The sequence below is a fragment of the Bradyrhizobium sp. URHD0069 genome (assembly GCF_000701345.1).
Classification (GTDB): Bacteria; Pseudomonadota; Alphaproteobacteria; order Rhizobiales; family Xanthobacteraceae; genus Bradyrhizobium.
In genome coordinates this window covers 187465-210363 of sequence record NZ_JNIJ01000008.1, presented here as the reverse complement: position 1 = coordinate 210363, position 22899 = coordinate 187465, and the positions used below count along the sequence as shown (strand labels likewise).

The 22899-nt window shown below is 59.1% G+C and carries 22 protein-coding genes and 1 tRNA gene; 9 read left to right on the top strand and 14 right to left on the bottom strand.

All coding sequences use genetic code 11. The annotated features are described in order from the left end of the window. Positions 1-106: 106 nt before the first annotated feature. The 3 genes from N554_RS0102780 to N554_RS0102770 all read right to left on the bottom strand — a co-directional run bounded on the left by N554_RS0102780 (position 107) and on the right by N554_RS0102770 (position 3264). Positions 107-997: an ABC transporter permease gene (locus N554_RS0102780; RefSeq protein WP_029582079.1), complete on the bottom strand. Its 891-nt coding sequence runs from the start codon at positions 995-997 to the stop codon at positions 107-109. 12 nt (positions 998-1009) lie between these two features. Further along, positions 1010-1951 (bottom strand): ABC transporter permease, encoded by a 942-nt coding sequence (locus tag N554_RS0102775; RefSeq protein ID WP_029582078.1) that lies wholly within the window; start codon positions 1949-1951, stop codon positions 1010-1012. A gap of 182 nt (positions 1952-2133) precedes the next feature. Then, positions 2134-3264: a M20/M25/M40 family metallo-hydrolase gene (locus tag N554_RS0102770; RefSeq protein WP_029582077.1), complete on the bottom strand. Its 1131-nt coding sequence runs from the start codon at positions 3262-3264 to the stop codon at positions 2134-2136. 278 nt (positions 3265-3542) lie between these two features. On the opposite strand from N554_RS0102770, the gene N554_RS0102765 reads away from it, so the two are divergent. Next, positions 3543-5153: an ABC transporter substrate-binding protein gene (locus tag N554_RS0102765; protein ID WP_029582076.1), complete on the top strand. Its 1611-nt coding sequence runs from the start codon at positions 3543-3545 to the stop codon at positions 5151-5153. A gap of 270 nt (positions 5154-5423) precedes the next feature. Continuing rightward, a complete protein-coding gene (locus N554_RS39525; protein ID WP_156041744.1) occupies positions 5424-5576 on the top strand; it encodes a hypothetical protein in 153 nt (50 codons plus the stop codon). 63 nt (positions 5577-5639) lie between these two features. Here the strand turns inward: N554_RS39525 and N554_RS0102750 are convergent, their stop codons facing one another. From N554_RS0102750 to N554_RS0102710, 8 genes are all read right to left on the bottom strand, one after another. Then, a complete protein-coding gene (locus tag N554_RS0102750) occupies positions 5640-6752 on the bottom strand; it encodes an endonuclease/exonuclease/phosphatase family protein (protein WP_029582074.1) in 1113 nt (370 codons plus the stop codon). Positions 6753-7156: 404 nt separating this feature from the next. Continuing rightward, positions 7157-7243 (bottom strand) — tRNA-Leu (locus tag N554_RS0102740). Positions 7244-7749: 506 nt separating this feature from the next. Continuing rightward, the gene (locus N554_RS0102735; RefSeq protein WP_029582073.1) at positions 7750-8646 is read right to left on the bottom strand and encodes an ABC transporter ATP-binding protein; all 897 of its coding nucleotides are present in this window, start codon (positions 8644-8646) and stop codon (positions 7750-7752) included. Further along, positions 8628-9470, bottom strand: a complete 843-nt coding sequence (locus N554_RS0102730; RefSeq protein ID WP_029582072.1) for an ABC transporter permease — start codon at positions 9468-9470, stop codon at positions 8628-8630. Before N554_RS0102730 ends, N554_RS0102735 begins: the two co-directional genes overlap by 19 nt. Before the next feature lie 5 nt (positions 9471-9475). Next, on the bottom strand, positions 9476-10330 hold the full coding sequence (locus N554_RS0102725) for an ABC transporter ATP-binding protein (protein WP_029582071.1): 855 nt from the start codon (positions 10328-10330) through the stop codon (positions 9476-9478). After that, positions 10330-11262 (bottom strand): ABC transporter permease, encoded by a 933-nt coding sequence (locus N554_RS0102720; RefSeq protein WP_245283499.1) that lies wholly within the window; start codon positions 11260-11262, stop codon positions 10330-10332. Before N554_RS0102720 ends, N554_RS0102725 begins: the two co-directional genes overlap by 1 nt. Next, positions 11252-12217 (bottom strand): ABC transporter substrate-binding protein, encoded by a 966-nt coding sequence (locus N554_RS0102715; protein ID WP_245283503.1) that lies wholly within the window; start codon positions 12215-12217, stop codon positions 11252-11254. Before N554_RS0102715 ends, N554_RS0102720 begins: the two co-directional genes overlap by 11 nt. A 204-nt stretch (positions 12218-12421) precedes the next feature. Next, positions 12422-13483: a carbon-nitrogen hydrolase family protein gene (locus N554_RS0102710; RefSeq protein WP_081851079.1), complete on the bottom strand. Its 1062-nt coding sequence runs from the start codon at positions 13481-13483 to the stop codon at positions 12422-12424. Between the two features lie 155 nt (positions 13484-13638). Here N554_RS0102710 and N554_RS0102705 point away from each other — a divergent pair, with 155 nt between their 5' ends. After that, positions 13639-14595, top strand: a complete 957-nt coding sequence (locus N554_RS0102705) for a LysR family transcriptional regulator (RefSeq protein ID WP_051677271.1) — start codon at positions 13639-13641, stop codon at positions 14593-14595. A gap of 1360 nt (positions 14596-15955) precedes the next feature. Further along, positions 15956-16408 (top strand): hypothetical protein, encoded by a 453-nt coding sequence (locus N554_RS35305; RefSeq protein WP_029582065.1) that lies wholly within the window; start codon positions 15956-15958, stop codon positions 16406-16408. A 40-nt stretch (positions 16409-16448) separates the two neighbouring features. Here the strand turns inward: N554_RS35305 and N554_RS0102690 are convergent, their stop codons facing one another. Both N554_RS0102690 and N554_RS0102685 read right to left on the bottom strand, forming a co-directional pair. Next, the gene (locus tag N554_RS0102690) at positions 16449-17648 is read right to left on the bottom strand and encodes an FAD-dependent monooxygenase (protein WP_029582064.1); all 1200 of its coding nucleotides are present in this window, start codon (positions 17646-17648) and stop codon (positions 16449-16451) included. Positions 17649-17655: 7 nt separating this feature from the next. Next, a complete protein-coding gene (locus N554_RS0102685; protein ID WP_029582063.1) occupies positions 17656-17901 on the bottom strand; it encodes a zinc-finger domain-containing protein in 246 nt (81 codons plus the stop codon). A gap of 230 nt (positions 17902-18131) precedes the next feature. Between N554_RS0102685 and N554_RS0102680 the strand changes: the two genes are divergently transcribed. The 4 genes from N554_RS0102680 to N554_RS0102665 all read left to right on the top strand — a co-directional run bounded on the left by N554_RS0102680 (position 18132) and on the right by N554_RS0102665 (position 21512). Beyond that, entirely contained in the window at positions 18132-19277 is a 1146-nt protein-coding gene (locus N554_RS0102680) for a hypothetical protein (RefSeq protein WP_029582062.1), read from the top strand. A gap of 39 nt (positions 19278-19316) precedes the next feature. Then, a complete protein-coding gene (locus N554_RS0102675) occupies positions 19317-20069 on the top strand; it encodes an alpha/beta fold hydrolase (RefSeq protein ID WP_029582061.1) in 753 nt (250 codons plus the stop codon). A 289-nt stretch (positions 20070-20358) separates the two neighbouring features. Continuing rightward, complete coding sequence (cysE, locus tag N554_RS0102670; RefSeq protein WP_029582060.1) at positions 20359-21186, top strand: serine O-acetyltransferase; 828 nt, start codon at positions 20359-20361, stop codon at positions 21184-21186. A 107-nt stretch (positions 21187-21293) separates the two neighbouring features. After that, positions 21294-21512: a DUF3126 family protein gene (locus tag N554_RS0102665; RefSeq protein WP_029582059.1), complete on the top strand. Its 219-nt coding sequence runs from the start codon at positions 21294-21296 to the stop codon at positions 21510-21512. Between the two features lie 117 nt (positions 21513-21629). On the opposite strand, the gene N554_RS0102660 is transcribed toward N554_RS0102665, so the two are convergent. Continuing rightward, positions 21630-22343, bottom strand: a complete 714-nt coding sequence (locus N554_RS0102660) for a hypothetical protein (RefSeq protein WP_029582058.1) — start codon at positions 22341-22343, stop codon at positions 21630-21632. 220 nt (positions 22344-22563) lie between these two features. Here N554_RS0102660 and N554_RS0102655 point away from each other — a divergent pair, with 220 nt between their 5' ends. Beyond that, positions 22564-22893, top strand: coding sequence for a DUF6949 family protein (locus N554_RS0102655; RefSeq protein ID WP_029582057.1), 330 nt, complete (start codon positions 22564-22566; stop codon positions 22891-22893). Positions 22894-22899 lie beyond the last annotated feature (6 nt).

The window sequence follows — 22899 nt, the reverse complement described above, 5'->3', positions numbered from 1 at the left end:
CATCGCTCTCCCGTCGTCATTGCGAGGAGCGCAGCCACGAAGCAATCCATGTTTGCTATGCAGCTATGGATTGCTTCGCTTTGCTCGCAATGACGGTGTAGCGCACTCACTTGGCGCTCTCCCGCTGCTTCATGCGAGGATCGAGCGCGTCGCGCGCGGCGTCGCCGATCAGATTGACGCTCAAGATCGCAATCGACAGTAACAATCCCGGCCAGAAGATCAGCGAGGGTTTGATCTGAAAATAGGCGCGGCCCTCGGCCATGATGTTGCCCCAGGTCGGCGTCTCCGGGCTGATGCCGGCGCCAAGGAACGACAGGATCGCCTCGGTGAGAATGGCGGAAGCGCAGACATAAGTGCCTTGCACGATCAACGGCGCAATCGTATTCGGCATCAAGTGCCGCCACATGATCTTCGGCAGGCTCGAGCCGACCGATATCGCGGCTTCCACATAAGGTTCCTCACGCGCCGACAGCACGACCGAGCGCACCAGCCGCGCCACGCGCGGAATTTCCGGAATGGTGATGGCGACCAGAACCGTCGTCAGGCTCGCGCCCGACAGCGAGACTACGGCGATGGCAAGCAGGATGCTCGGGATTGCCATCAAGCCGTCCATCACGCGCATCATGACGGCGTCGACCCACTTGAAGAAACCGGAGACGAGGCCGATCACAAGTCCGATGCCGATGCTGAAGACCGCCGCGCCAAGGCCGATCAGAAGCGAGATCCGTCCGCCATAGAGAATTCGCGACAGCACGTCGCGGCCATAGGCGTCGGTGCCGAGCAGGAATTGCGCGCTCGCGGGCTTCAACCGCTGCGCCGGCGCGAGCAGCAACGGATCGTGCGGCGACAGCCAGGGCGCAAGGATGGCGGATAAGATTACCAGTGCCAAGCAGATCGTCGCTACCGCGATGATGGGCGTCGCCGTTAGAAATCCAAGCCCCGGCCGGAATGGCGTGGTGATCGGGATTGACGGCTCGGGGAGGGTTTCGATCGCCATTGATAACGTACCTCAGTAGCGAATTCTGGGATCCAGCAGCGTGTAGGCGACGTCGATCAAAAGATTGACCGTGACATAGATGCCCGATGTCAGCAGGATCATCGCCTGGATTACCGGATAGTCGCGCGCCAGCACGGCATCGACGGTAAGGCGGCCGATGCCCGGCAGATTGAACACGCTCTCGGTGACCACGACGCCGGAGATCAGCAGCGCAAATCCTGTGCCGATCACGGTGATGACCGGCACGGCGGCGTTGCGCAGCCCGTGGCGCAACAGCACGGCGCTCTCATTGATGCCCTTGGCGCGCGCGGTGCGCACATAATCCTCGCCGAGCACATCCAGCATCGCCGCGCGGGTCATGCGCGCGATCAGAGCGACATAGATGAAAGACAGGGTGCAGGTCGGCAGGATGATGCGTTCGAAAAACGGTCCGAAGCCGGCGGTGATGCTGCGAAAGCCCTGCACCGGCAGCCAGCGCAGATCGATGGCAAAGATCTGGATCAGTACGTAGCCGATCACGAATACCGGGACCGAGAAGCCGACCACCGACAATCCCATCACGAAGCGGTCGATCCAGGTGCCGTGTTTCCATGCCGCGATCACGCCAAGCGGTACCGCGACAAGGATGGACAGGATGATGGTCGATATCGCGATAGAGATCGAGGGCTCGACACGCTGGCTGATCATTTTCAGCACCGGTACATTCGAAATCAGCGACACGCCGAGATCGCCCTGCAGCAGCTTGCCGATCCAGGTGAAGAACTGGCTGTAGAGCGGCTCGTTCAGGCCGAGCGAGGTGCGGATGCGCTCAAGCTGTTCTGGCGTTGCATTGTCGCCGGCCAGAATGGCGGCGGGATCGCCGGGCGTCAGCCGCAGCAGGAGAAACACGAACAGCGCCACCACGCCCATCACGGGCACGGCGGCAAGGACGCGGCGAAGCAGATATCCGAGCATCTCGATCCGTTAGGTTATCGGCCGAATGGCAAGGTCAGTCGTAGGTTCCCCGCCACCAGCGTATCAGTTCAGCAAGTCCCGTGCCATCGGGAGCCTAGTTTGGGAGGAAATGACTGACGAAGCAATCAGGCTCGAGATTCCGCGTTCGATGCTTTGCCGCTCCGGAATGACGATTTCATCCTTCACTCCAGCGTCGCCAGAAGTCCTGCCATCAGGCGGCCACGCTCGGCGAGACTGTCGACTTCGATGTGTTCGTTAAGGGTATGCGCATCGGCGCCGCGGACGCCCAGTCCGTCGAGCGTCGGGATTCCCATTGCGCCGGTAAAATTGCCATCGGAGCCGCCGCCGGCGCTGCCGTGGGGCAGCTCGACGCCGATCTGCTTGGCCACGCCGCGCGCTTTTTCGTACAGTGCCATGGTCCCCGCATCGGGCTCCCACACCGGCCGGGTCACGCCGCGCGTGACCGTGAACGTAACGTCATTGACGGTCCCGGAAAGCGCCAGCATCCGCTCGATGCCGCGATCGAGGTCGACTTGGCGCTTGGCCATGCTTAGCGCTTCGCCGGTGCAGGTGGTGGCGACGCAATTGACCCATTGGCCGCCATGCACGATGCCGACGCTGAAGGTGCAGTCTTCGGTCGTCATGCCGTCGATGGCTATGATCTGGCGCGCCATCTCGCGAATAGCAGATCGGCCTGAGGACAGCGTAGCGCCGGCATGGCTTGGCTTGCCGATGGCTTCGAGATTAAATCGCGCAATCGCGTAACGGCCGGTGACGACGCCATTGTTCGGCCGGCCCGGCTCCGGCACCAGCACATATTTATTGCGCGCGGCTTCTGCCTCAATGATATCGCGGGTCGAGGGCGTGCCGACTTCTTCGTCCGGCGTAAACAATACCGTAATCGGCAGCGGCGTCGTGAACGAAGCGCGTGCCAACTGCCGGATCGCTTCCAGCGTGAGGTAATTGCCGCCTTTCATGTCGAAGATGCCGGGTCCGAAACATTTGTTGCCTTCGCGCCGCCACTTGAGTTTTTCCAGCGTGCCGACGGGATGGACCGTGTCGAGATGCCCCGCGATCAGAATTCCGCGCTCGCCCTGTTTCGGATGCGGAAAGTGCGCGCGGACGCAGCCGCCAAAACCTTGCCGCCCGGCGATGCGTTCGATCGACGCACCCAGGATCGCCATGTCGCGGGCCGCGAGGTCGAGCATGCGATCCACCGCGCTCGCATCCCAGGTCGGGCTTTCGCATTCCACCCAGCCGCGCAGTCCCTGCAGCATGGCCTCGGAATCAAAGGGAAGGTTGGCGGTATTCATGAGCGTTCTCTCACTTTCGAGCTGATTTCAACGACGCATAGGTATCGCGAGGCGAGTTGCGAGAAATGATCGACGGTGAATCTATAAAGCGAAACATGCGCGCCTGGTGAGGGCTGCATTCGCAACCCGGCCATGGGCCAAAACTCGATTGACGTGCATCGCGCTTGGTGCAAGTCTCAAATCCCTTGGACTTACAGCGTGTTAGTGCGCCTAAATAACAGACTGCATGCTTAACTAGTGATCGGGTTTTGACCAATTTCATGTCAGGAGACAAACGAATGTTCCATCTCTCGCATTGGAAGCGGCCGACGATGACGTCGAACATCACGCTGTCCGCGCTCGCGCTGTCGGCCGCGCTGACGGTGTCTTCGATGGCCGATGCCAAGACAATCACCGCGGTGATGCATTCCGATTTGCGTATCATCGATCCGATCTTCACCACGGCGTACATCACGCGCGATCATGGCTATATGGTCTATGATACGTTGTTGGCGACGGATTCCAACTTCAAGATTCAGCCGCAGATGGCGGACTGGAAGGTCTCCGACGACAAGCTGACCTACACCTTTACGCTGCGTGACGGCCTGAAGTGGCATGACGGCACGCCGGTCACGGCCGAAGATTGCGTGGCGTCGCTGCAGCGCTGGGGCAAGCGCGACGGCATGGGCCAGAAGCTGATGGACTTCACCGCGAGCATCGAAGCTACCGACGCCAAGACCATCACGCTGAAACTGAAAGAGCCCTATGGCCTGGTGCTGGAGTCGCTCGGCAAGCCTTCGTCGCTGGTGCCGTTCATGATGCCCAAGCGCCTTGCGGAAACGCCCGGCGACAAGCAGATCCCCGAACAGATCGGCTCCGGCCCGTTCAAATTCGTGCAGTCGGAATTTCAACCCGGCGTGAAGGCGGTCTACGAGAAGAACAAGGATTACGTGCCGCGCAAGGAAGCACCGAGCTGGACATCCGGCGGTAAGGTGGTGAAGGTCGACCGCGTCGAATGGATCACGATGCCCGACGCGCAGACCGCGGTGAACGCGCTGCAGTCCGGCGATATCGATTTTATGGAGAATCCGTCGTTCGATCTTTTGCCGGTGCTGACCGGCAATAAGGAGATCAAGGTCGAAACCCTGAACAAACTCGGATTCCAGACGCTCGGGCGCATGAACTTCCTTTATCCGCCGTTCGATAACGTCAAGGTCCGTCGCGCGGCCTTCCTGGCGATGAACCAGAAGAACGTGCTGGATGCACTGGTCGGCAATCCCGAATACTACAAGATCTGCGGCGCAATGTTTGTTTGCGGCACGCCGCTCGCCACCGAGGTCGGCGCCGATACCTTGGTGAAGGGCAACGGCATGGCGGAAGCGAAGAAGGCGCTTGCCGAATCGGGCTATGACGGCACGCCGATCGTCGTGATGGCGCCCGGCGACGTCGTCACGCTGAAGGCGCAGCCAATCGTCGCGGCGCAGCTGTTGCGCGACGCCGGTTTCAAAGTGGATGTGCAGGCAACCGACTGGCAGACGGTGGTGAGCCGCCGCGCCAGCCAGAAGCCGCCGAAGGAGGGCGGCTGGAACATGTTCTTCACCAACTGGGTCGGCGCCGACGTCTTGAATCCGATCGCCAACGTTTCCGTCGGCGGCAGAGGCAAGAATGGCGGCTGGTTCGGCTGGCCGGAAGACGCCAAGATCGAGCAGCTGCGCGATGCCTTTGCGCGCGCCTCTTCGCCCGAGGAGCAGAAGAAAATCGCCGCCGACATCCAGAAGGAAGCCTATGAGCAGGTGATCTACATTCCGCTCGGGCAGTATTTCGCGCCGAGCGTCTGGCGAAAATCGATCTCCGGCGTGCTCGACGGCCCGGCGACGCCGGTCTTCTGGAATATCGAGAAGTCGGAGTAGGCGAACATCAAACGCGAAAGCGCGACGGGGGCAGAACTCTCCGTCGCGCTTTTTTTATTGCACCATCAACAGTTACTGCTGCGCGGCGATTCCAACCCGCCGTCCAAAGCAGGCGGGCCGCTTTGCGGTGGCATTTCCGCGGGTGAATGCGATTCCTTCGGCTGGTCGGGCTCGGAGGCAACGCCTTGATCCCTCGGATTTTCGTTGGCCATGTCGTCTTGCTCCATTTGCTGCAGGACAACATTTTCGAGGCGGTGAAGTTCCGCGAGCATGCAAAGTCAAGAATGCCATGGCGAACAATACAAGGAGCAAGCTTCATTCACCGATGAGATCGTCAAGATCCTGATCGATCAGCAGGACACGGGCGCCAGAATGATGAGCCGCCTTGAAACCCTCGGCATGTCGCAAATGCTCGCGGATTGATGGAGCCCGCGAGCAAAATTCTGATCGTCACCCTTGTCTAGCCATACGCGAGCAGACGCAAAGCTAAATATCAACATCCACCCAGACCGCAGCGTGATCCGAAGCGGCATCACGCTTGTCCGCGAGTTCCTCATACACGTCCCATTTCTTGGGACGAACTCCTGGCCACATCCCTTTGCGTATGACGCCGCCGGCGCTGACTTTGGCAAAAAATTGCGGGGAAAGCAGCAAGTAGTCGATCTTCTTGGCTTCCGAACAACTGTCGTAAGTACCGGGATAGCCGCCATTGTCGAAACGGGAATGCGTGAACGCATCCTGGAGCGTCGTATCGCCGATGAGGGGCGCGAGGGGATCACTGTCCGGCGTGTCGTTCAGGTCGCCTGCGACGGCGATGAATTGTGCACCTTGCGCGATAAGGCCTTCGTAAATCTCCTTGACCCGTTGGGCCTGCGCTTTGCGGCGCGCATTTGAGCCGGCAACTGTGCCGTAACCTTTGCTCTTGAAATGATTGACCATGACTATGAGGCGATTGCCGTTGGGAGTTGTCAAATGATACTCCGGACAATCCCGTGAGAAAACTTCGACGCCGTTTGCCATGCGATCGTCGACGTGGCTGCGCATCGTCTCGATGGCAAACCCCTCACGGCATAGCAATCCGACATCGATGCCGCGTTCATCGTTGCCGTCGATCACCATGACATGCCGAAAGGCCGCTCCGCCAACCGCGGGAATCATGATCCGATTGAATTCGTTCAACGCGGGCCGATTTTCGGCTTCGATCACCCCGACGACATCGGCTTCAAGCTCGGCAAGAACGCGGGCCGTATTCCGCATGGCGTTTTCGTCGACCGGCTCGTCGAGCAATTCAAGCGAACCCACCCAATCTGCGCGGCCGTCGGCGATGATCTCCAAGCCTCCTGCACGAGGTCGCTTGACCAAGCCGCCATGATTGCGTCGAAGGATGACGAAGGGACCTTTGTCGCTTTTCTCCAGGCCGAGCTCGATCATAAGCTCGACCATCTTGCGCTTGTTCGCAGCCGAATAGGTGCTTTCACCCAACAATGAATTGAGCTTGGCGAAGGCAGCGAGGATGGGCTTGCCTTCTTCCCATGAGTCCAAATTCATGGCCTTGGCGCGATCGAACAGATTCTCCAGGTTATAAGCTGCCAGTCTCATATTTCCCCCCACTATGAGTTCAAACAATTTCCGCCGTTCCGGCTACGTTGGACCGGTGAGCGGAATGCACGCTTTCCATCGCTTGATCGTTGGGTCTGGATCAGGACGCGTCTTTCGGATCGGGAGACGCTCGAAAAATCAAGGGTCAAAAGTTTATGGTTGGTCCCTCCAGCCGGCGCATCGATGATTCTATGATAACGGGTAAATGTGACGAGTCTTTCGTGATACGGGTATGAACGCCGCGGCCGCTGGCGTGCCAGACGTGTCCGTGCACGGCAGTCTCGAAGGCTGCATCGACAAAGCCGGTATGAAATGCCGCTGAACGGCGAAGCGCCGCTGGCGCCTTGCGGGTGGGCGCTCCGTCAAGTGCCGGTCGTTGCAGCTCGCCCCGGTTGGGCGGCCAGTGGTGCGGGCGGTGGGACTCGAACCCACACGACGTTGCCATCGAGGGATTTTAAGTCCCTTGCGTCTACCAGTTCCGCCACGTCCGCATCGTTGATTCTCATAACCTTTTCGCCTCTATGTGCCAATTGTTTTGCAAGCAATCCCTCGAGTTTTGCAAAATCAGTTCACGCTCCGTCCTTCAGCCGAGAGAACGGCCGCGTCACATTCGACCCCGAATCGACGTGCCTGGTGTAGTGGGCGCCCATGCGGTCCCGAAGACCAGCGTCATCGGGGCGCGTCGTTTCATAGCGAACCGTCATGCGGCAGCAGCCGATGGTTTTACACGCCCGTCGTCCACTCGTCCCATGCATCGCCCGGAGATGTGCGGCAGAACATCAACCTGGATTAAGCCCGAGGGGCAACGTCAGTGCCAATTGCGAAACCGTACTCGGAGATCACGACGCCTCCACTAAATCCGCTCAGCGCCATCCAACACATGGCGGGCTGTAACAAAGATTCCATTTCCGACATGAAAGGCTTCCTCACCGATTTGTAAGGTCGATCTGGAGCCACAAGAATACTTCCAACAAGAAGCATATTTTCCCGCGCGAACTTAGTCTGAAGCGTCAGGACGATAACGTTGCTTATAAGACTCGATGAAATGATCCGCCATCTGATTTCCGACCGCGAACGATTTCAGCGCCTCCTCGTGCAAAATCGAAAGCGCAGTCATTTTTAACTGGTTCGCTGCATCGCTTGTAACGACATCGGCCAACCGGCGCGGGCGCGGCAGATCGACATCGATCACCTGTCGCAGTCGCAGCGGAAAATTCGACATGATAAGCAAGCGGTCAGCGAGAAAGATCGCTTCGTCGATATCCGTTGTGACGAATAAATGCGTGCTCTGAGAGTTCTCAAATAATTGCGCATAGTATTCCTGCATCAACCCCTTCGTCATCGCGTCAAGACCGCGGAAAGGCTCATCCAGGATCATGATTGCGGGATTATTGATCAGTGCGCGCGCTAACTCGGCGCGGCGCTGCATGCCACCCGACAGTTGATTGGGATAGGATTTCTGAAACTGACTGAGCCCGACGCGATCAATGACACCACGCGCGGCCTCCGCAAGCGGTTCCCCCTGCCGTCCTTGAGCTTTGGGCCCAAACACGACGTTCTCATAAGTCGTCATCCAGGGGTACAACGCAGATTCCTGGAACACGACAAGCCTGTCACGATCCGGCTTCGTCACCTTCTTGCCATCCAGTAACACCACTCCCGTGCTGGGCTGTTCAAAGCTGGCCAGCAATCGCACAATTGTGCTCTTGCCAGAGCCGGAGGGCCCGATCATCACGGTAAGCTTGCTACGTTTTACGATGAACGAACAATTATCTACGACTGTTTTTGGATATCGGTCCGTGCCGTAAAACTTCGACACATCACGGACCTCCAGTTCGCCGCTCGCGGATTTTTCATTCATCGTTCCTGCCCGTGTTATCGTGGCTTCAACCATGGCGCTATCCTGTCCCCGAGCGCACGAATCGCCGAACTGGAGATGTAACCAGCGATTCCAATGCTGATCATGCCGACGATGATCTGTTCGTAGGATCCGCCGGTGTAAGAATTCCAAATAAAGAAACCGAGCCCGCCACCGGTGCCGCCGCCAGTGCCACTTCCCATGCTGCTGCCACCACCGGATATCATCTCGGCTGCCACCACCACTTCCCAGGTCACTCCCATTCCGACGGAGGCGCCCACGATGATTGAGGGTAGTGTTGATGGCAGAACAACCCGGCGAAACACGGTCCACCGTGAGGCACCCATCGCATTAGCGGATTGAATATACCGCGCGTCGATACTCCGCGCGCCGCCAACGACGTTGATGACGATCGTATAGAATGCGCCAAGGAAGGTAATAAACGCGATCGACAACTCCTGTGTCGGCCAGAACAAGATTGCCGCCGGCACCCACGCGAGCGGTGGTATCGGGCGCAAGACTTCAAAAGTTGGAAAGGCAGTCTGATAGAATGTTCGATTGAGGGCCAGCGCCATGCCGAACGGAATTCCCAGCACCATGGCCGCGCCAAAGCCGCCAAGAACGCGGAGAAAACTTAGATACCAGCTCTGCCAATAGCCATAATCGCCGATCAGATTGTACCACACCAGCAACACGCGGCTGGGTGGCGGCACGACTCCGATAAAAGGCAGGCGTGCCCCGGTCCAGTCGCCGAATCGCGAACCAATTTCCCAAAACACGGCGGCGAGAGTGATGGCTATGATGGCCCGCGCGGTTGCGCGCGTTCCAAGCATGGTCGGCAATTGGGCCAGTGCAAACATGACGTCTACCCCTCTCGCTCGCCGAGCTCGAAGGCCTTCATTGCCTCTTCATGTACGGCATCCATCGTCTCGTCCATCAGCTCGCGGAAGCGCCGCGACGTCACAATGCTGTAATCTCGCGGATGAGGCAGATCGATCTTGAGCAGCTTCTTCGTTCTGCAAGGGCGCGAGGTCATGATAACAACCTGATCGCCAAGAAAAATGGCCTCTTCCAGATCATGGGTAATAAAGAAGACGGTGATGCGATTACGGTAACAGGTCTCGAGAAGCGACTCGTGCATGACCGATTTCGTCAACGAGTCGAGCGCGCGGTATGGCTCGTCGAGCAGCAAAACCTTAGGATCGTTCATGAGCGCGCGAACTATCTCCACGCGTCGCCGCACTCCTGACGAAATCTGCCCTGGATAATCATTCTCGATGCCGGACAACCCGGCCTCGGCCATCATCGTTCGCGCCTTGTCTTTGGCTTCCTTGACCGCCAATTTCCCTTGCATGACGGGGCCGAAAATGACGTTCTCGATATTCGTCTTCCACGGAAACAACGCGCCGTTCTGAAACACAACGATGCGGTCCGAACCAGGATCTGCTTTGGGCTTACCCGGACCACAAAGCATCTCATCGTCAAGATAGATCGCGCCACTCGTCAGGGAATGAAACCCGGCAATCGCATTCAAAAGTGTCGTCTTGCCGCAACCGGAAGGGCCGACCACCATCGAAATCTCACCAGGTGGGCATTCGAGGGAGCAGTGATCGACGGCGACAACTCCGTTTTGCGGATTCCCGTACACTTTCACAGCACTTTCAATCCTGATCGTACCACGAAGAGCACGGGCTTTGGTTTGGTCGAGCGTTGTCTGCATCATTGTCCCCCAAGCCCGAGTTCGCGCGTGCGCCAGCCCATGAGGAACACGCCGACCGAGCGAATGATGGAGCTGGAGACGTAACCAACGACGCCAAGTGTAATCATTCCAATGACGATCGTCGGATAACTCACCATCGTGTAGGATGTATAGATAACGTAGCCGAGGCCGTATTCGCCGGCGATCATCTCGCCCGCGACTAGCGAAAACCAGGCAAGCCCGATCGATATTTCCAGCCCCGTAAAGACGAAAGGAAGTGCTCCGGGCACGACGATGTGCCGAAAGACCTGCCATCGCGAAGCGCCGAGACAATCGGCTGCGCGGAAATAGCTCTCATCGATGGAATGGACGCCCAACATCGAATTGAGGGTGGTCGCGAAAAAAGCCGGCAGGAATGTCAAAAATATAACCGGCCCTTCGCTGCTTTTGAACATCAAGATCGCAAGGGGCACCCACGCGAGAGCCGGAATCGGACGCAACATTTCCAAAACAGGAAAAATATACTCGCGCGCGGTGCGGGACCAGCCAATGACAAGCCCTAGCGGGATCCCGATGACGGTCGAGAGAACAAACGCAATGAAAACACGCTGCAGACTCGTGAGGATGTGCACGTAATAGTCCGGTGTGTAAAACGAAAGACCGAACATCGGCTCGCGGCTAAGCCATTCGCGAACGACAGCCGTTGGACCAGGCATGCCGGCAAAGCGAGGAAGCTTCCAAACCTCGACGCTAAGCCACCAGAACCCGATCAGCAGTATAAAGCCGAGAACCATCAAATAGGGGCGCGGACTTCTTAGCCAGTTCTTGAAGTGATAGAGTGCCGTTTCGATCTGCATGCGGTACCCACCGAACGAGGTTGACGCGTCCGGCGCTGCCGAGGGACCTTGGGCGCGATGGCGATCCATCGCACCCATTTCTGCATCACTTGCCATGATAGGCTGAACCTGGAAGCGCGGGCACAGCTCCGACCGGAGAGTTCAACTTCCTGTCTTTTAAAACCGCTTCGGCGAACTGCGGCATGACCGCTTCGGATCGCAGTTCGGGAGTGCCGATTCCCTTTATCGAGTAGAGAAAATCGGTTCCCTTCTTTATCAAGCTCATGACCTCGGGAGTAAATGCAAATGGCAACTCCATCCTGGGATTGGTGCCGCCTTGCTCCTTCGGATAAGTTGCATAAAGCGCCGACCATAGGGATTTTTCAGGAAACCCCGTCGTCTGCGTCATAACGAGCTTGATGACTTCCGCAGCGTTTGCCGGCTCAGCCAAAAATTGCTGCGCGTCGAGTTCGGCGTTCAACCACCCCTTAACAACATCGGGGCGCTGATTGATCAATTCAGCACTCATCACGATATAGGACGAGTCTTTCAAGCCGTAGTCGACACCTGATGAGATTCGGCGCGCCAAGCCCTCCTCTACAAGCCTTGCGGCTACCGGTTCCCAGATCGCGGCACCGTCAAGTTTACCGGCTCGGAATCCGCTGGTTATGACCTCGACGTTCTGATTGAGATAAGCGGCCGGCTTGACATTCGCTCGTTCGAACACCGTGCGCGCGAAAATATCCGAACATGTCCCCTTGGGGACCGCCATCTGTTTGCCGCTTAACCATTCTGCGGCCTCATCGGCGGACTTGAACTCCGGAGCATCCTTGCGCGCGAGAAGAATGTTGCACTGATCGTAAGCAACGCCGGAAACTCCCACGATCCGGACATCCGCGACGCTGTCTTTGGTAGTCGCGATTATCGCGGGAAGATCGCCGATGTAACCGATATGCTGCTTCTTCGCCAACATCGAGTTTACGATCGTCGAGCCTTGTAGGCCCACATCGTATGTCACAGTTGAGCCTTGCGGGAGGTACTTTCTCCAAAGCTCCTTCCCATGCAGCACCATGACCGACCAGACTTCGGTGTAGCAGCAAGGATGTCCAACGACTAAATGAACTGGCTCTCCAGGCTTCCCAAAATCCGCCGATTTGGCTGCGACGGGACTTAAGACCATAGACACAGCAGCCAACAAACCGTAAACGCTTTGCCCCTTGCACGTCCTCATCGGAGTCCCCCTCTGGCTCGCACTGCCTGTTGATTTACGACGTTCCTATGCGAATCTTCCGTTGCCTTGCGCTAAGTCCTTCCCGTCGTCTTCGAAGGCCACATCCTCACACTGGAGAATATCTCCTCGAAAATAAGCCGGCTGTGGCCGCGCACGCTGAACATGAAGCGAATAAATATCCATGCGGTTGTAGTAGCCCGCCATATCGTGGTGTTGTTTGTGCTCAACAATTTCAGCGACATCGATTTCCGTGTGAACCATTCCCTCCGCGTCGCCACGAATATCCGAGCGCAACGTTCCATCTGGCCCAACGATCATCGAGCAGGAACGGGGGCAAGCCCGAAGTATAGCCTCGGACTCGGCATTGCCGTCCGCAATCACCGTAAGCGATTCCTCGTCGAGAAACCCGGCACTCACAATGGTGAAGGCCTTGGCTTCAAACGAGTGGGCAGCTGCGCGGACGCGGATAGCATCACTGAGATCGTAAGGCTTTGCTCCCAGCGGGTTTCGAAATGGCCAGACCGGCGGATAACTTGCGGTGTGAATCTGCTCGCCTTGCGCCATCAACGTGTAACGAGAGAGCGGATTGTTGTTTTCACCGCAGATCAGCGAACCAATACGGCCTAAACTCGTCGGCACGACTTTCAATCCAGCCCCATCTCCGCCGGTCCAGCTCAATTTTTCGTAAAATGTCGGCACGAGTTTGCGATGGTGATTGAGCAACTCGCCGCGATCTGAGATCAGGACGTTGCTGTTCCACAAACATCCATCGCTGTGAGGCGAAACTTCGGACAGCCCCATGCTCACGAATATGCGATGTTTGGCCGCGGCTTCCGCTATCGCAGCCATCTCCGGGCCATCAACACGGAGGGAATTTTCCGCGAACCGGCGAAACATGGCATGGCCGTCAATCGGGCGAATGAGCCCATTCCACAAGGGAAAGCCTGGCAAGAATGCCTCGGGGAAAACCGCCAGCCGGGATCCGTCCGCGGCCGCTTTTGCAATCAACCCGCATGCTTTGGCAGTGGAGGCGGCCTTGTTGAGCATAACGGACGCCGCGTGAACTGCGGTGACGATCGATTTCTCCGGTCTGCGCTCTGGAAACATACTACTCAAGGTACCCCCAATTTACCGCGCGGAGAAACATCGTTCCGTCCTTCAATCGGCTTTTAAAGCAGGGTGGAAATACAAGCCTTGCGAAATCCTTCCGTATCTGGGACGTTTAGAAAAGCACAATTTTCCTATGGTCACGTTAGGCAAACATGAATCGGCTGTCGTTGCGCGCACTGCAATATTTTTTGGAGGCGGCCCGAAACAAGAGTGTGACCGCGGCTGCGCGACAGCTTCATATCTCGCCAGCCTCTGTTTCTGTCGCTATCTCAGACCTTGAAGCTGAACTCGATATTCAGTTATTCGTTCGCCAGCCCGCACGCGGAATGAAATTGACACCTGCGGGCGAGGTCATCGTCGCGGAGGCGCGATCCCTGCTCGCACACGCGGATGAATTTCAGCTACGCGCCGGCGCGCTTGGTCATTCCTTGGAAGGAGAGTTGAGCGTTGCCTGCTTTACAAATCTGGGACCGGTCTATTTTTCGAACCTGCTGGCTCAGTTTTGTCGGATCCATCCCAGCGTTTCAGTCAAGATTTACGTCTGCGATCAGCAGGAGATTTTATCCGGCCTGGTCGGCGGACAGTACGAATTGGCCGTCACGTTCGATCTCGATATTCCAAAACATTTCGAATGGCTAACATTAGCGGTTATTCCACCGCAGGTGGTTCTGCCAGCCAAGCACAAGCTCGCAAATGCGCGCCGGGTCTCGCTCGAGCGATTAGCATCAGAACCTCTGATCCTGATGGACCTGCCACACACCCGCGACTACTTCATGTCGCTCTTCCACGGGTTACATATTTCACCCAATCTGAGATTTAGTTCGACCAACTTTGAAATGGTAAGGACGTTAGTCGGCAATGGATTGGGATATTCAATCTTGAACTTGGTCCCGCATTCTCCGTCGACTTATGACGGCACCCGCGTTCGCTACGTGCCAATCATTGAAAACCTGCGCCCTCTTGAGGTCGGATGTCTTAGCGTGGGCAGAGTAGCGCAGCGGCGGGTCGCCAAGGCATTCATTGAGTACACGCGCAAATATTTTGCCGACGCGGCCGTCAGCCAGGCAAAACAGCGCGCTGGTTTGCAAAAGAATGGTCGCAGGAATTGAGTATAGTTGCCGAACAAAGCCATACTCGATAGGCGGATGGTCTGCTTTGACAGCTGAACGTCGCTTGAAACGCGACACCATGAACGACCCGCTCTCACTCGTTTATTGTATTCTTCTTAACTGGACCATGGCTGAAATATTCCGTGACAGAAACGGCGTGGCGACTGATCCTGATTGTTCCATCAACGGCAACGCAGGCCGAACTTGCTGAAGGCCTATCGGCTCGGCCTCACCGCTCCCCAACAACTTAAGCGCGCGAACATTCGCGCCGCCTTTGGTCACTGATTACCATTAGGCGCCCATCGACGGCGGCCCTTTGGCCCCGATCCGCGCACGTCGTGTTCTGTCGACGGACACGAGACATTGGCCGGCCGGCCAGCCAGATCCAGCCAGCGTTGATCGGGCGCACAGCCGTCGTGGACATTAAGATCGCCAAGGCCGACCGACGTCCGCAACATACCCGGATGTCGCCGCCCGGACCGGACGGATCGGACGAAACGGATGAAAATCCGGAAAATCCAGACGGACCATCCGGACGGACGGATGCGACTACTAAGGAGCGTCCGCCCGTCCGGTCTGCACTTGGTTGGGGATCTTGTGCGGTTCAGTCCGTGGCGGCGGTTTGCTAGTTTTGTCACTTCGAAAAACAGCTTTCTACTGAGCCCCGATGTGCTCGCCGGTCCCTGCCAAGGTGACGAGCGCATCGGGGTTTTTCAGTCTTCAGTGCCGGGCTTAGAGCCGGCCACCTTCTGCTACGGGCAACAAGTCATTCTTGATGGCTGGTGTGGTGAGGGGCGCGAGTAGCGCCTCTGATCCGGTTTTCCCGCGCACATTTCATCGGATGACTTGAACACAATTTGGTCGAGCACACGCCGCGGTTCGTTCGGCAGGCCGCATGGTGCGCCGCTGCGTCGCTTCCGACGTGCCAGAAAATATCGAGGGTCAAGGCCTTGAAGGTGTCGAGGGAGGAGGGGATCGAGCGCGCTGCGGCCGGCGGTGTAGAGGGCGTCGGACAGCCGTCGATCGATTTCCACGCGCTCGGATTCGGCGACGGAAATGTTTTGCAAACGAGCCGGGTTTCCATCGGTCTCGATGGGAAGATTGGCCAGTGTTTTGAGAAAAGTTGAGCGTTTTCAGCGGGGCCGCAGGATTTTAAGTCCCTTGCGTCTACTAGTTCCGCCACGTCCGCTTTGGTCGCCAGATCAGATACTTAGCGCGTTTTCTTATCCAGTGGAATTGGGCTGGCTTCAAAGAAACGCGGCTCCTCCTTAAGCGAGCGCGTCGCTTAAGGCAAAGCCTCAATCCGGACATCCGGGCCTGCTTTACGCAACCTCAAGGGTTGCCGGTTTACCAAGGTCAGATGATCGCTCGCATTTGCTTTTCCCAGCCGCTGCCGCGCGCCGCCTCGGCGATGGCGCTGCTTGCGCTCGGCATGGCGCTTAACGGCTGTGCCAATATGAGCGACAGCATGAGCCTGGCCTTCGCCGATCCCGCCAAATACGATCTTTACGACTGCAAGCAACTGGAGACGGAGCGCAAGAGCCTCGCCACACGCGCCAAGGATTTGCAGGCCTTGATGGCCAAGGCCGAGACCGGCGCCGCCGGTACGGTAGTGGCCGAACTCGCCTATCGCAACGACTACGTCGCGGTCCGTGGTCAGACCAAACTTGCCGAAGAAGCTTGGCAGCGCAACAAATGCCATGACACCGCACCGACCGCCGCAACCACCGGCGCGCCGCCTGTAGCGCCCGCGCCGCCTGCGAATGCCAGGGGTACGCGCCCACCGATGCGCTCCGGCGGCGCGGTGTATTAAGCGCAAACCGCCAATTGTTGCGAGTTGTCCGGACGCCGGCTTACGGCTGCCAGTCGTAGATCCAGTCTTGTCGCGCAAGCATGCGCTGCGGTCCCATCGACCTGATAAACAAGTCACGGGCTACCGCCGCCGCGCCGTTCAAATGATAGATCATGCCGTTTCGCCGCGCGGCGCGCTGAACGCGCCTCACGCGCGCGCGGCGCAGCCGCGCATAGCGCTTCAGCGCGGCCGGGATGCCGGCAGCGTTTTCCGCAGCGCCTTCACCGAGGCATTTGGCGAGCACCGCGGCATCCTCGATCGCCATTCCCGCGCCTTGCGCGGCGAACGGCAGCATGGCGTGGACAGCGTCCCCCAACAGGGCGATCGCGCCATCGGTCCATTCGCCATCGGGCACCGTGAACAGTGCCCATTTCCGCCACTCATCGACGGCCCCGATCATCATCCGCGCAGGTCCGGGCCACCGCGATGAAGCGAATACGCTTTTGATTTCGTTCGGTTCGCCCGGCGCGCTCCAGCCCGGCCGATTCCAGGTTCCCGGCACCACGGCGACGACATTGATCTGGCGCGCGCCCGAGATCGGATAGGCGACAAGATGCGCGTTCGGTCCCATCCAGAGCTGGACACGGCGCGAGGTATATTCGCGCGGCAATTGCGTGGCGTCGAGCGTCCCGCGCCAGGCGATCAGGCCGGAGAATTGCGGCTGCACCTCGGGAAACAAATTCTGCCGGACCGCGGACCAGATTCCGTCGGCGCCGACCAGCGCCAGCGCCAGATCCTGCTGGCGCATCATGCCGCTGCGCTGGACCACGGTCAGTCCCTTGGCATGGGGCACGACGTCCTCGAACTGGCAGCCGAGCCGCAACTCGATATCGGGATTGTCGTTGACCTGCGCTTGCAGGGCTCCCTGCAGATCGGCGCGATGCACCACCCAATAGGGCGCGCCGGCGCGAAACGCGGCGGCTTCGCCGAGCGGCAGGCGGGAGATTTCACCGCCGCTTCGGGCGCTCATCAGGCTGATGGCGTCGGGGGTGACCGCCCGGGCCGCAAGCCGCGGCTGCAAACCGAGACCGACGAGCACGCGGCTTGCGTTGGGTGACAGCTGCAGGCCGGCGCCGGCTTCCTCGAGGCGCTCGGTTTTCTCAAGAACGACGATGCGAAACCCTTGTCGCGCCAGCGCTAGCGAGGCCGTCAATCCCCCGATCCCGGCACCAGCCACGAAGATGGTGCGTGACGCAGCCACTGCCCGATCAGGCGACCTTGTCTTTCACCACGCATTCGGGTGGCCGGGCCTCGCCGGCGCCAAGGTCGGGTGCGTACCGATAGAGCGTCGAGCAATAGGGGCAGATGATCTCGTTGTCGTTGCCCAGATCGAGGAAAACATGCGGGTGATCGAAGGGCGGATTGGCGCCCACACACATGAACTCCTGCGAGCCGATCTCGATGACGGACACGCCGGCATCGTTGTGAAAGTGCGGAACGACGTGATCGGACATAATATCCACCTTGACAGCAATGGAAGCGGGCGCAATCGACAAACCGCAGCAGGCTGAATGCTGCGGACCATACTGGCGGGTATTGGTGATTCCCAGAGCCCCGACCGCTCATTTGCTCATGCAAATTCGACACAATCTTGTCGTCCAGAGAAGCCCTTCTTTCGTCGGGGCAATTGTGCCTTAAAAACGGCACACCATTTTGAAGACAGCCAAAACATTGGGTTTTCGGCATGAAGCGATTGCGGATCGGTTCGGCATTGGGTGGTATGGCAGTGTGCGCGACAGCGTGTGCGCTGATGTGGCCGCATGCGCGCGAGGCCGGCGGAATTCTGGCGGCGCAGGACGATCCGGCGGAACTCGCCGAGGTCCAGCTCAATTCTGCTCTGCGGAATAGCCAGGCGGTGATCGCGGAGAATGTCGAGGCGGCACTAGCGGCCAATGACGCCGACCTTGCCAACAGCTTTGTCGATCTCGCCAGGGAGAAGGACATTCCCCTTAGCGAAGAGCTGTCGCAGCGCGTTCGCGATGCCGTTGCCGAAGAAAATTCCACGTCGCATTTTGCAAGGCGGTTCGTCACCGGCCTCGTGACCGGAAATGCCGACGACGTCGCAAGCCTGTCGGGCACGTTCGCCGGCGACCTGTTCGTGTTCGGCGATATCCGGGACGTGGTGCGCGAAGGCAAGCACCTTGCGATGGGCGAGGATACCGATCGGCTGGTGCTGGGCCTCGCCACTGTCGGCCTCGTGGTGACCGCGGCGACCTATATCTCCGTCGGCGGCGTGGCGCCGGTCCGCGCCGGTCTCACCCTGGTCAAGGATGCCCGCAAGGTCGGACGGCTAGGCGAGGGGCTGACGCAATGGGCTGGACGCTCGGCGCGTGAGATCGTCGACGCGCCGATGCTGCAACATGCGGTCGCATCCGGTTCGGTGATGCGGCCGGGGCAGACGATTACTGCGATCAAGGCTGCGTTTCGCGCCGAGAACGCCGGTGCGCTGGTCCGGCTTGCCAAGGATGTCGGACGCGTTGGTGAGAAGGCGGGCATCCGCGCTGCGCAAGACACGTTGAGGATCGCCGAACATCCGAAAGATGTGGCACGTGCCGCACGGCTTGCGGAGTCGCAGGGCAGCCAGACCCGCGCAATCCTCAAAGTGCTCGGCCGCGGTGCCTTGCTGCTGGCGGCCGGTGCGTTCGATCTTGCGCTGTGGGTGTTCGGCGCGCTGCTGGCGCTTTTTGGCTTTTTGTCGTCGATCAAAGCCACCACGGAACGCCTGACGCTGTCCTGGCTGCAGCGCAAGAAGGCGAGGCGGTTGCGCAGGTTGGCCGCCGCGGCTTTCATGTCAGATGAGCCTCTGGCGGGTGCTGTCGCTCAAGGCTAGGTTGCCTTCGATTCTTCCCCCAAAACTACGGAATGGCCGATGCCGAATTTTCATAACGGCGCTGTCGAAATTGCCTATCTCGACGAAGGCGAGGGGGACCCGATCCTGCTCGTGCATGGCTTTGCGTCGACCAAGAACGTGAACTGGGTGTATCCGACCTGGGTTTCCGAGCTAAGGAAAAACGGCCGCCGCGTCATCGCGCTTGACAATCGCGGCCATGGCGATTCCGCCAAGCTTTACGACCCCGAGGCGTATCACATCGGCACCATGGCCGGCGATGTCAGCGCGCTGATGGATCATCTGAACATCGAACGCGCCGACATCATGGGCTACTCGCTGGGATCGCGGATGACGGCCTGGCTTGCACGGAGCCAGCCGCAGCGGCTGCGCTCGGCGATTTTCGGCGGCATCGGGATAGGCCTGATCGAGGGCGGCGGTCCCGGCGAAAACGTTGCGCAGGCGCTGGAAGCGCCGTCGCTCGACGATGTGACCGATCCGGTGGGGCGGACGTTCCGCGCCTTTGCGGACCAGACTCGCTCCGATCACCGGGCGCTGGCGGCCTGCCTGCGCGGCTCGCGACGGTTGATGACAAAAGAGGAAACTGCTGGCATCAGCGTGCCCGTGCTGATCGCGGTCGGCACGTCGGACGAAATCGCCGGCTCGGCGGCAGCGCTCGGGAAAATCATCCGGGGTTCAAAGGTGCTCGATATTCCCAACCGCGACCACATGCGGGCGGTCGGCGACAAGGTCTATAAGACAGGCGTGCTGGATTTTCTCTCGCAGCGAAAGTGACCTATCGCGCCGCTGCCCTCTGACTTGATCGGAGGGGTGGGCCCGGTTTTGCGAAAACGATACGCGCAAGCTGTTAATCCGCTTGATTTCCCGAAATTGCCGACCACCTTGATCTAACGCCTTCGGCGGGAGGCGGATCTTGGCCGCGCGAAGAAACTGTGGGGTTTCAATGTCTTAGCGCGCATTTCAAGCAAGGCTGATGTTCACTTTTGCGGTATGGGCGCCGGGACAGCCGTCAAACCGTCGTGCTATAATGCACTACGAAGTCACCGAATTGCGAGAGCAGCACATGGCAATGCATCAGATCAATCCGCACGGGGGAAAACTGGCGGCGCTCGATCCCATCTGGGATCGCGTGCGGACCGAGGCAGAAGACATCGTTCGCCGCGAGCCGGAGCTGGCGTCCTTTATTTATTCGACCGTGTTGCATCACGAACGGCTGGAGGACTCCGTGGTGCATCGCCTAGCCGAGCGTCTCGACCATTCGGCCCTGTCGGGCGACCTCATTCGCCAGACCTATGACGAGGCCCTGCGCGACGATCCCGATCTCGGCAATGCCTTCCGCGCCGATATGGTGGCGGTCTACGACCGCGATCCCGCGACCTCGCGTTTCATCGATCCGTTGCTCTACTTCAAGGGCTTCCACGCGCTCCAGACTCATCGTTTGGCGCACTGGCTCTATCAAAGAGGCCGCAAGGATTTTGCGTATTATCTGCAGAGCCGCTCGTCGGCGGTCTTCCAGACCGACATCAATCCCGCGGCCAGGATCGGCCGCGGTATCTTCCTCGATCACGCCACCGGGTTTGTCGTCGGCGAGACTGCTGTGATCGAAGACGACGTCTCGATCCTCCACGGCGTCACGCTTGGCGGCACCGGCAAGGAGAACGAGGATCGCCATCCTAAAATCCGCCATGGCGTATTGATCGGAGCGGGCGCGAAAATTCTCGGCAACATCGAGGTCGGCCATTGCGCCCGCGTTGCTGCCGGATCCGTGGTGGTGAAGTCGGTGCCTCACAATATGACGGTCGCAGGGGTTCCCGCCAAGATCGTCGGCGAGGCCGGCTGCGCCGAGCCGTCACGCACCATGGATCAAATGCTCAACGCGATCGGGCTTTGATCTCCCGGATTGATCGAAATCACGTGCAGCATTCTGCAAGTTGGACTAGCAGTCTGCCTCGTCTCGTCATAAAACTTCGCGAAACCCAAATCCGATTGGAGACTGCCGTGGACGTTCAGGAAGTCAGGAAGCTCGACGCCTATCTCAAGCGTCTGTTCGGCAATCAGAAAATTCGCGTGGTACCGCGGCCGAAGAAAGACGATTCGGCCGAGGTATATATCGGCGAGGAATTCATCGGCGTGCTGTTCGTCGACGATGAAGACGATGACCGCTCATTCCAGTTTCAGATGGCGATCCTCGAGGACGATCTGGTGGAGCAGGGCTAGGATTCGTTCGCTGCTCACCCCGTCGTCATGAGGTGCGCGCTCTTGCGCGCCTCGAACCATGGCCGCCTGCACGAATGTCATCCTTCGAGGCTCGCCAAGGGACTCGCACCTCACGAGCTAACCCCTCGGACCCTGCAACTGCGCCGTCAGCCGGTCCATCGCATTGGCCACGCCGCGCCATTGCGCGAGCCAGCTTCTTGGAAAGCGAAACGTCAGATCGGCGGCGTCGATGCGGCGCTCGCTCAGGCACATCCCAGGCGTCGCGGCATCGCGCGTGCAGCGTGCGCTGAGGTTCGGCGAGTTTGCAAAGAACAAATCCTCGTTGCTGTAGGGCGTGCCGTCGCGAAATGCCCGCATCGTCAATCCGTCCTGCACGAGCGTCGAAGCCTGTTCGAGATAGCGCGGATAGATCGTGCGCACGCGGGTGTCCGGCGCTAGCGCGTCATGGTGCGCGGCTATCGACAGGAAGATCCGGTCGATCGGCTGCATCGTCTCTTCCACGGTATCGGCGCTGACATGCTTCGGTGCGTCGGGAGGCTCGAGCGAAGGAAAGGCGAAGCTGAGATCGACGCGCTCCTGCGGCCCGGAGTGGCGCTGGATTTTCATCCGGATCGCCGCGGTCGGCACGTTGAAGACCGTAGCTCCGATGCTTACCGGTAACCGCGCCGGACTGCTCGAAGCACCCGCTCCCCAGGTCGGCCAGAGCAAATAGGCAATCAGAACAATCGCGCCCGCCGTGAGCGCGCATCCCAGCATGATCGGAACTATGTGGCTGCGGCGACGCTTGCGCGAGCCGCGCGCGATGTACTGTGCGGTCGGAAAGAATGTCATGTACCAAGCATCGTGAAGGACGTCCAGCGGTGACCGAATCACTTGCGAATATGCCATGCGACATCGAATTTCCGCACGATTTCGCGCAAGCGATGTCGCGCCAGTCCAGTGCGAAGCCGCGGTTCCAACCGGCGACATTAACCTTTCTTTAAGGATGATGTGGCGGCGGGCGGCCAATTTTGCGATCAATGGAGGTCGTTGTGTAGCGGAACACCATGCCATGTCGCCTGATGCGTTGAATTCCTTGTTCTCCCTTTGCATCGGTTTTGCATTGGCGGGCGCCTTGGCCAGCGGATTTCAGGCATTCGTGCAGCGCCCGGCGGGATTTGGACTGCTGCAGGAGGGTGTCGCGCCGAGCACTTTCGCAGCCGTGCCGTTCCTGGTATTCGCGGCACCTTTCATCATCATGCGCAACACGCTGCGCGGTGCGCGGATCGAACGGCGCCGCGTCGAATTTGTGATGATGGCGACCGTGCTCGCCGGATTCTGGAGCCTGATGTCAGGCACGTTTTTCCTGATGACGCTGCGCGCGGCCGGACTGCTGGCCTGAGCGAAG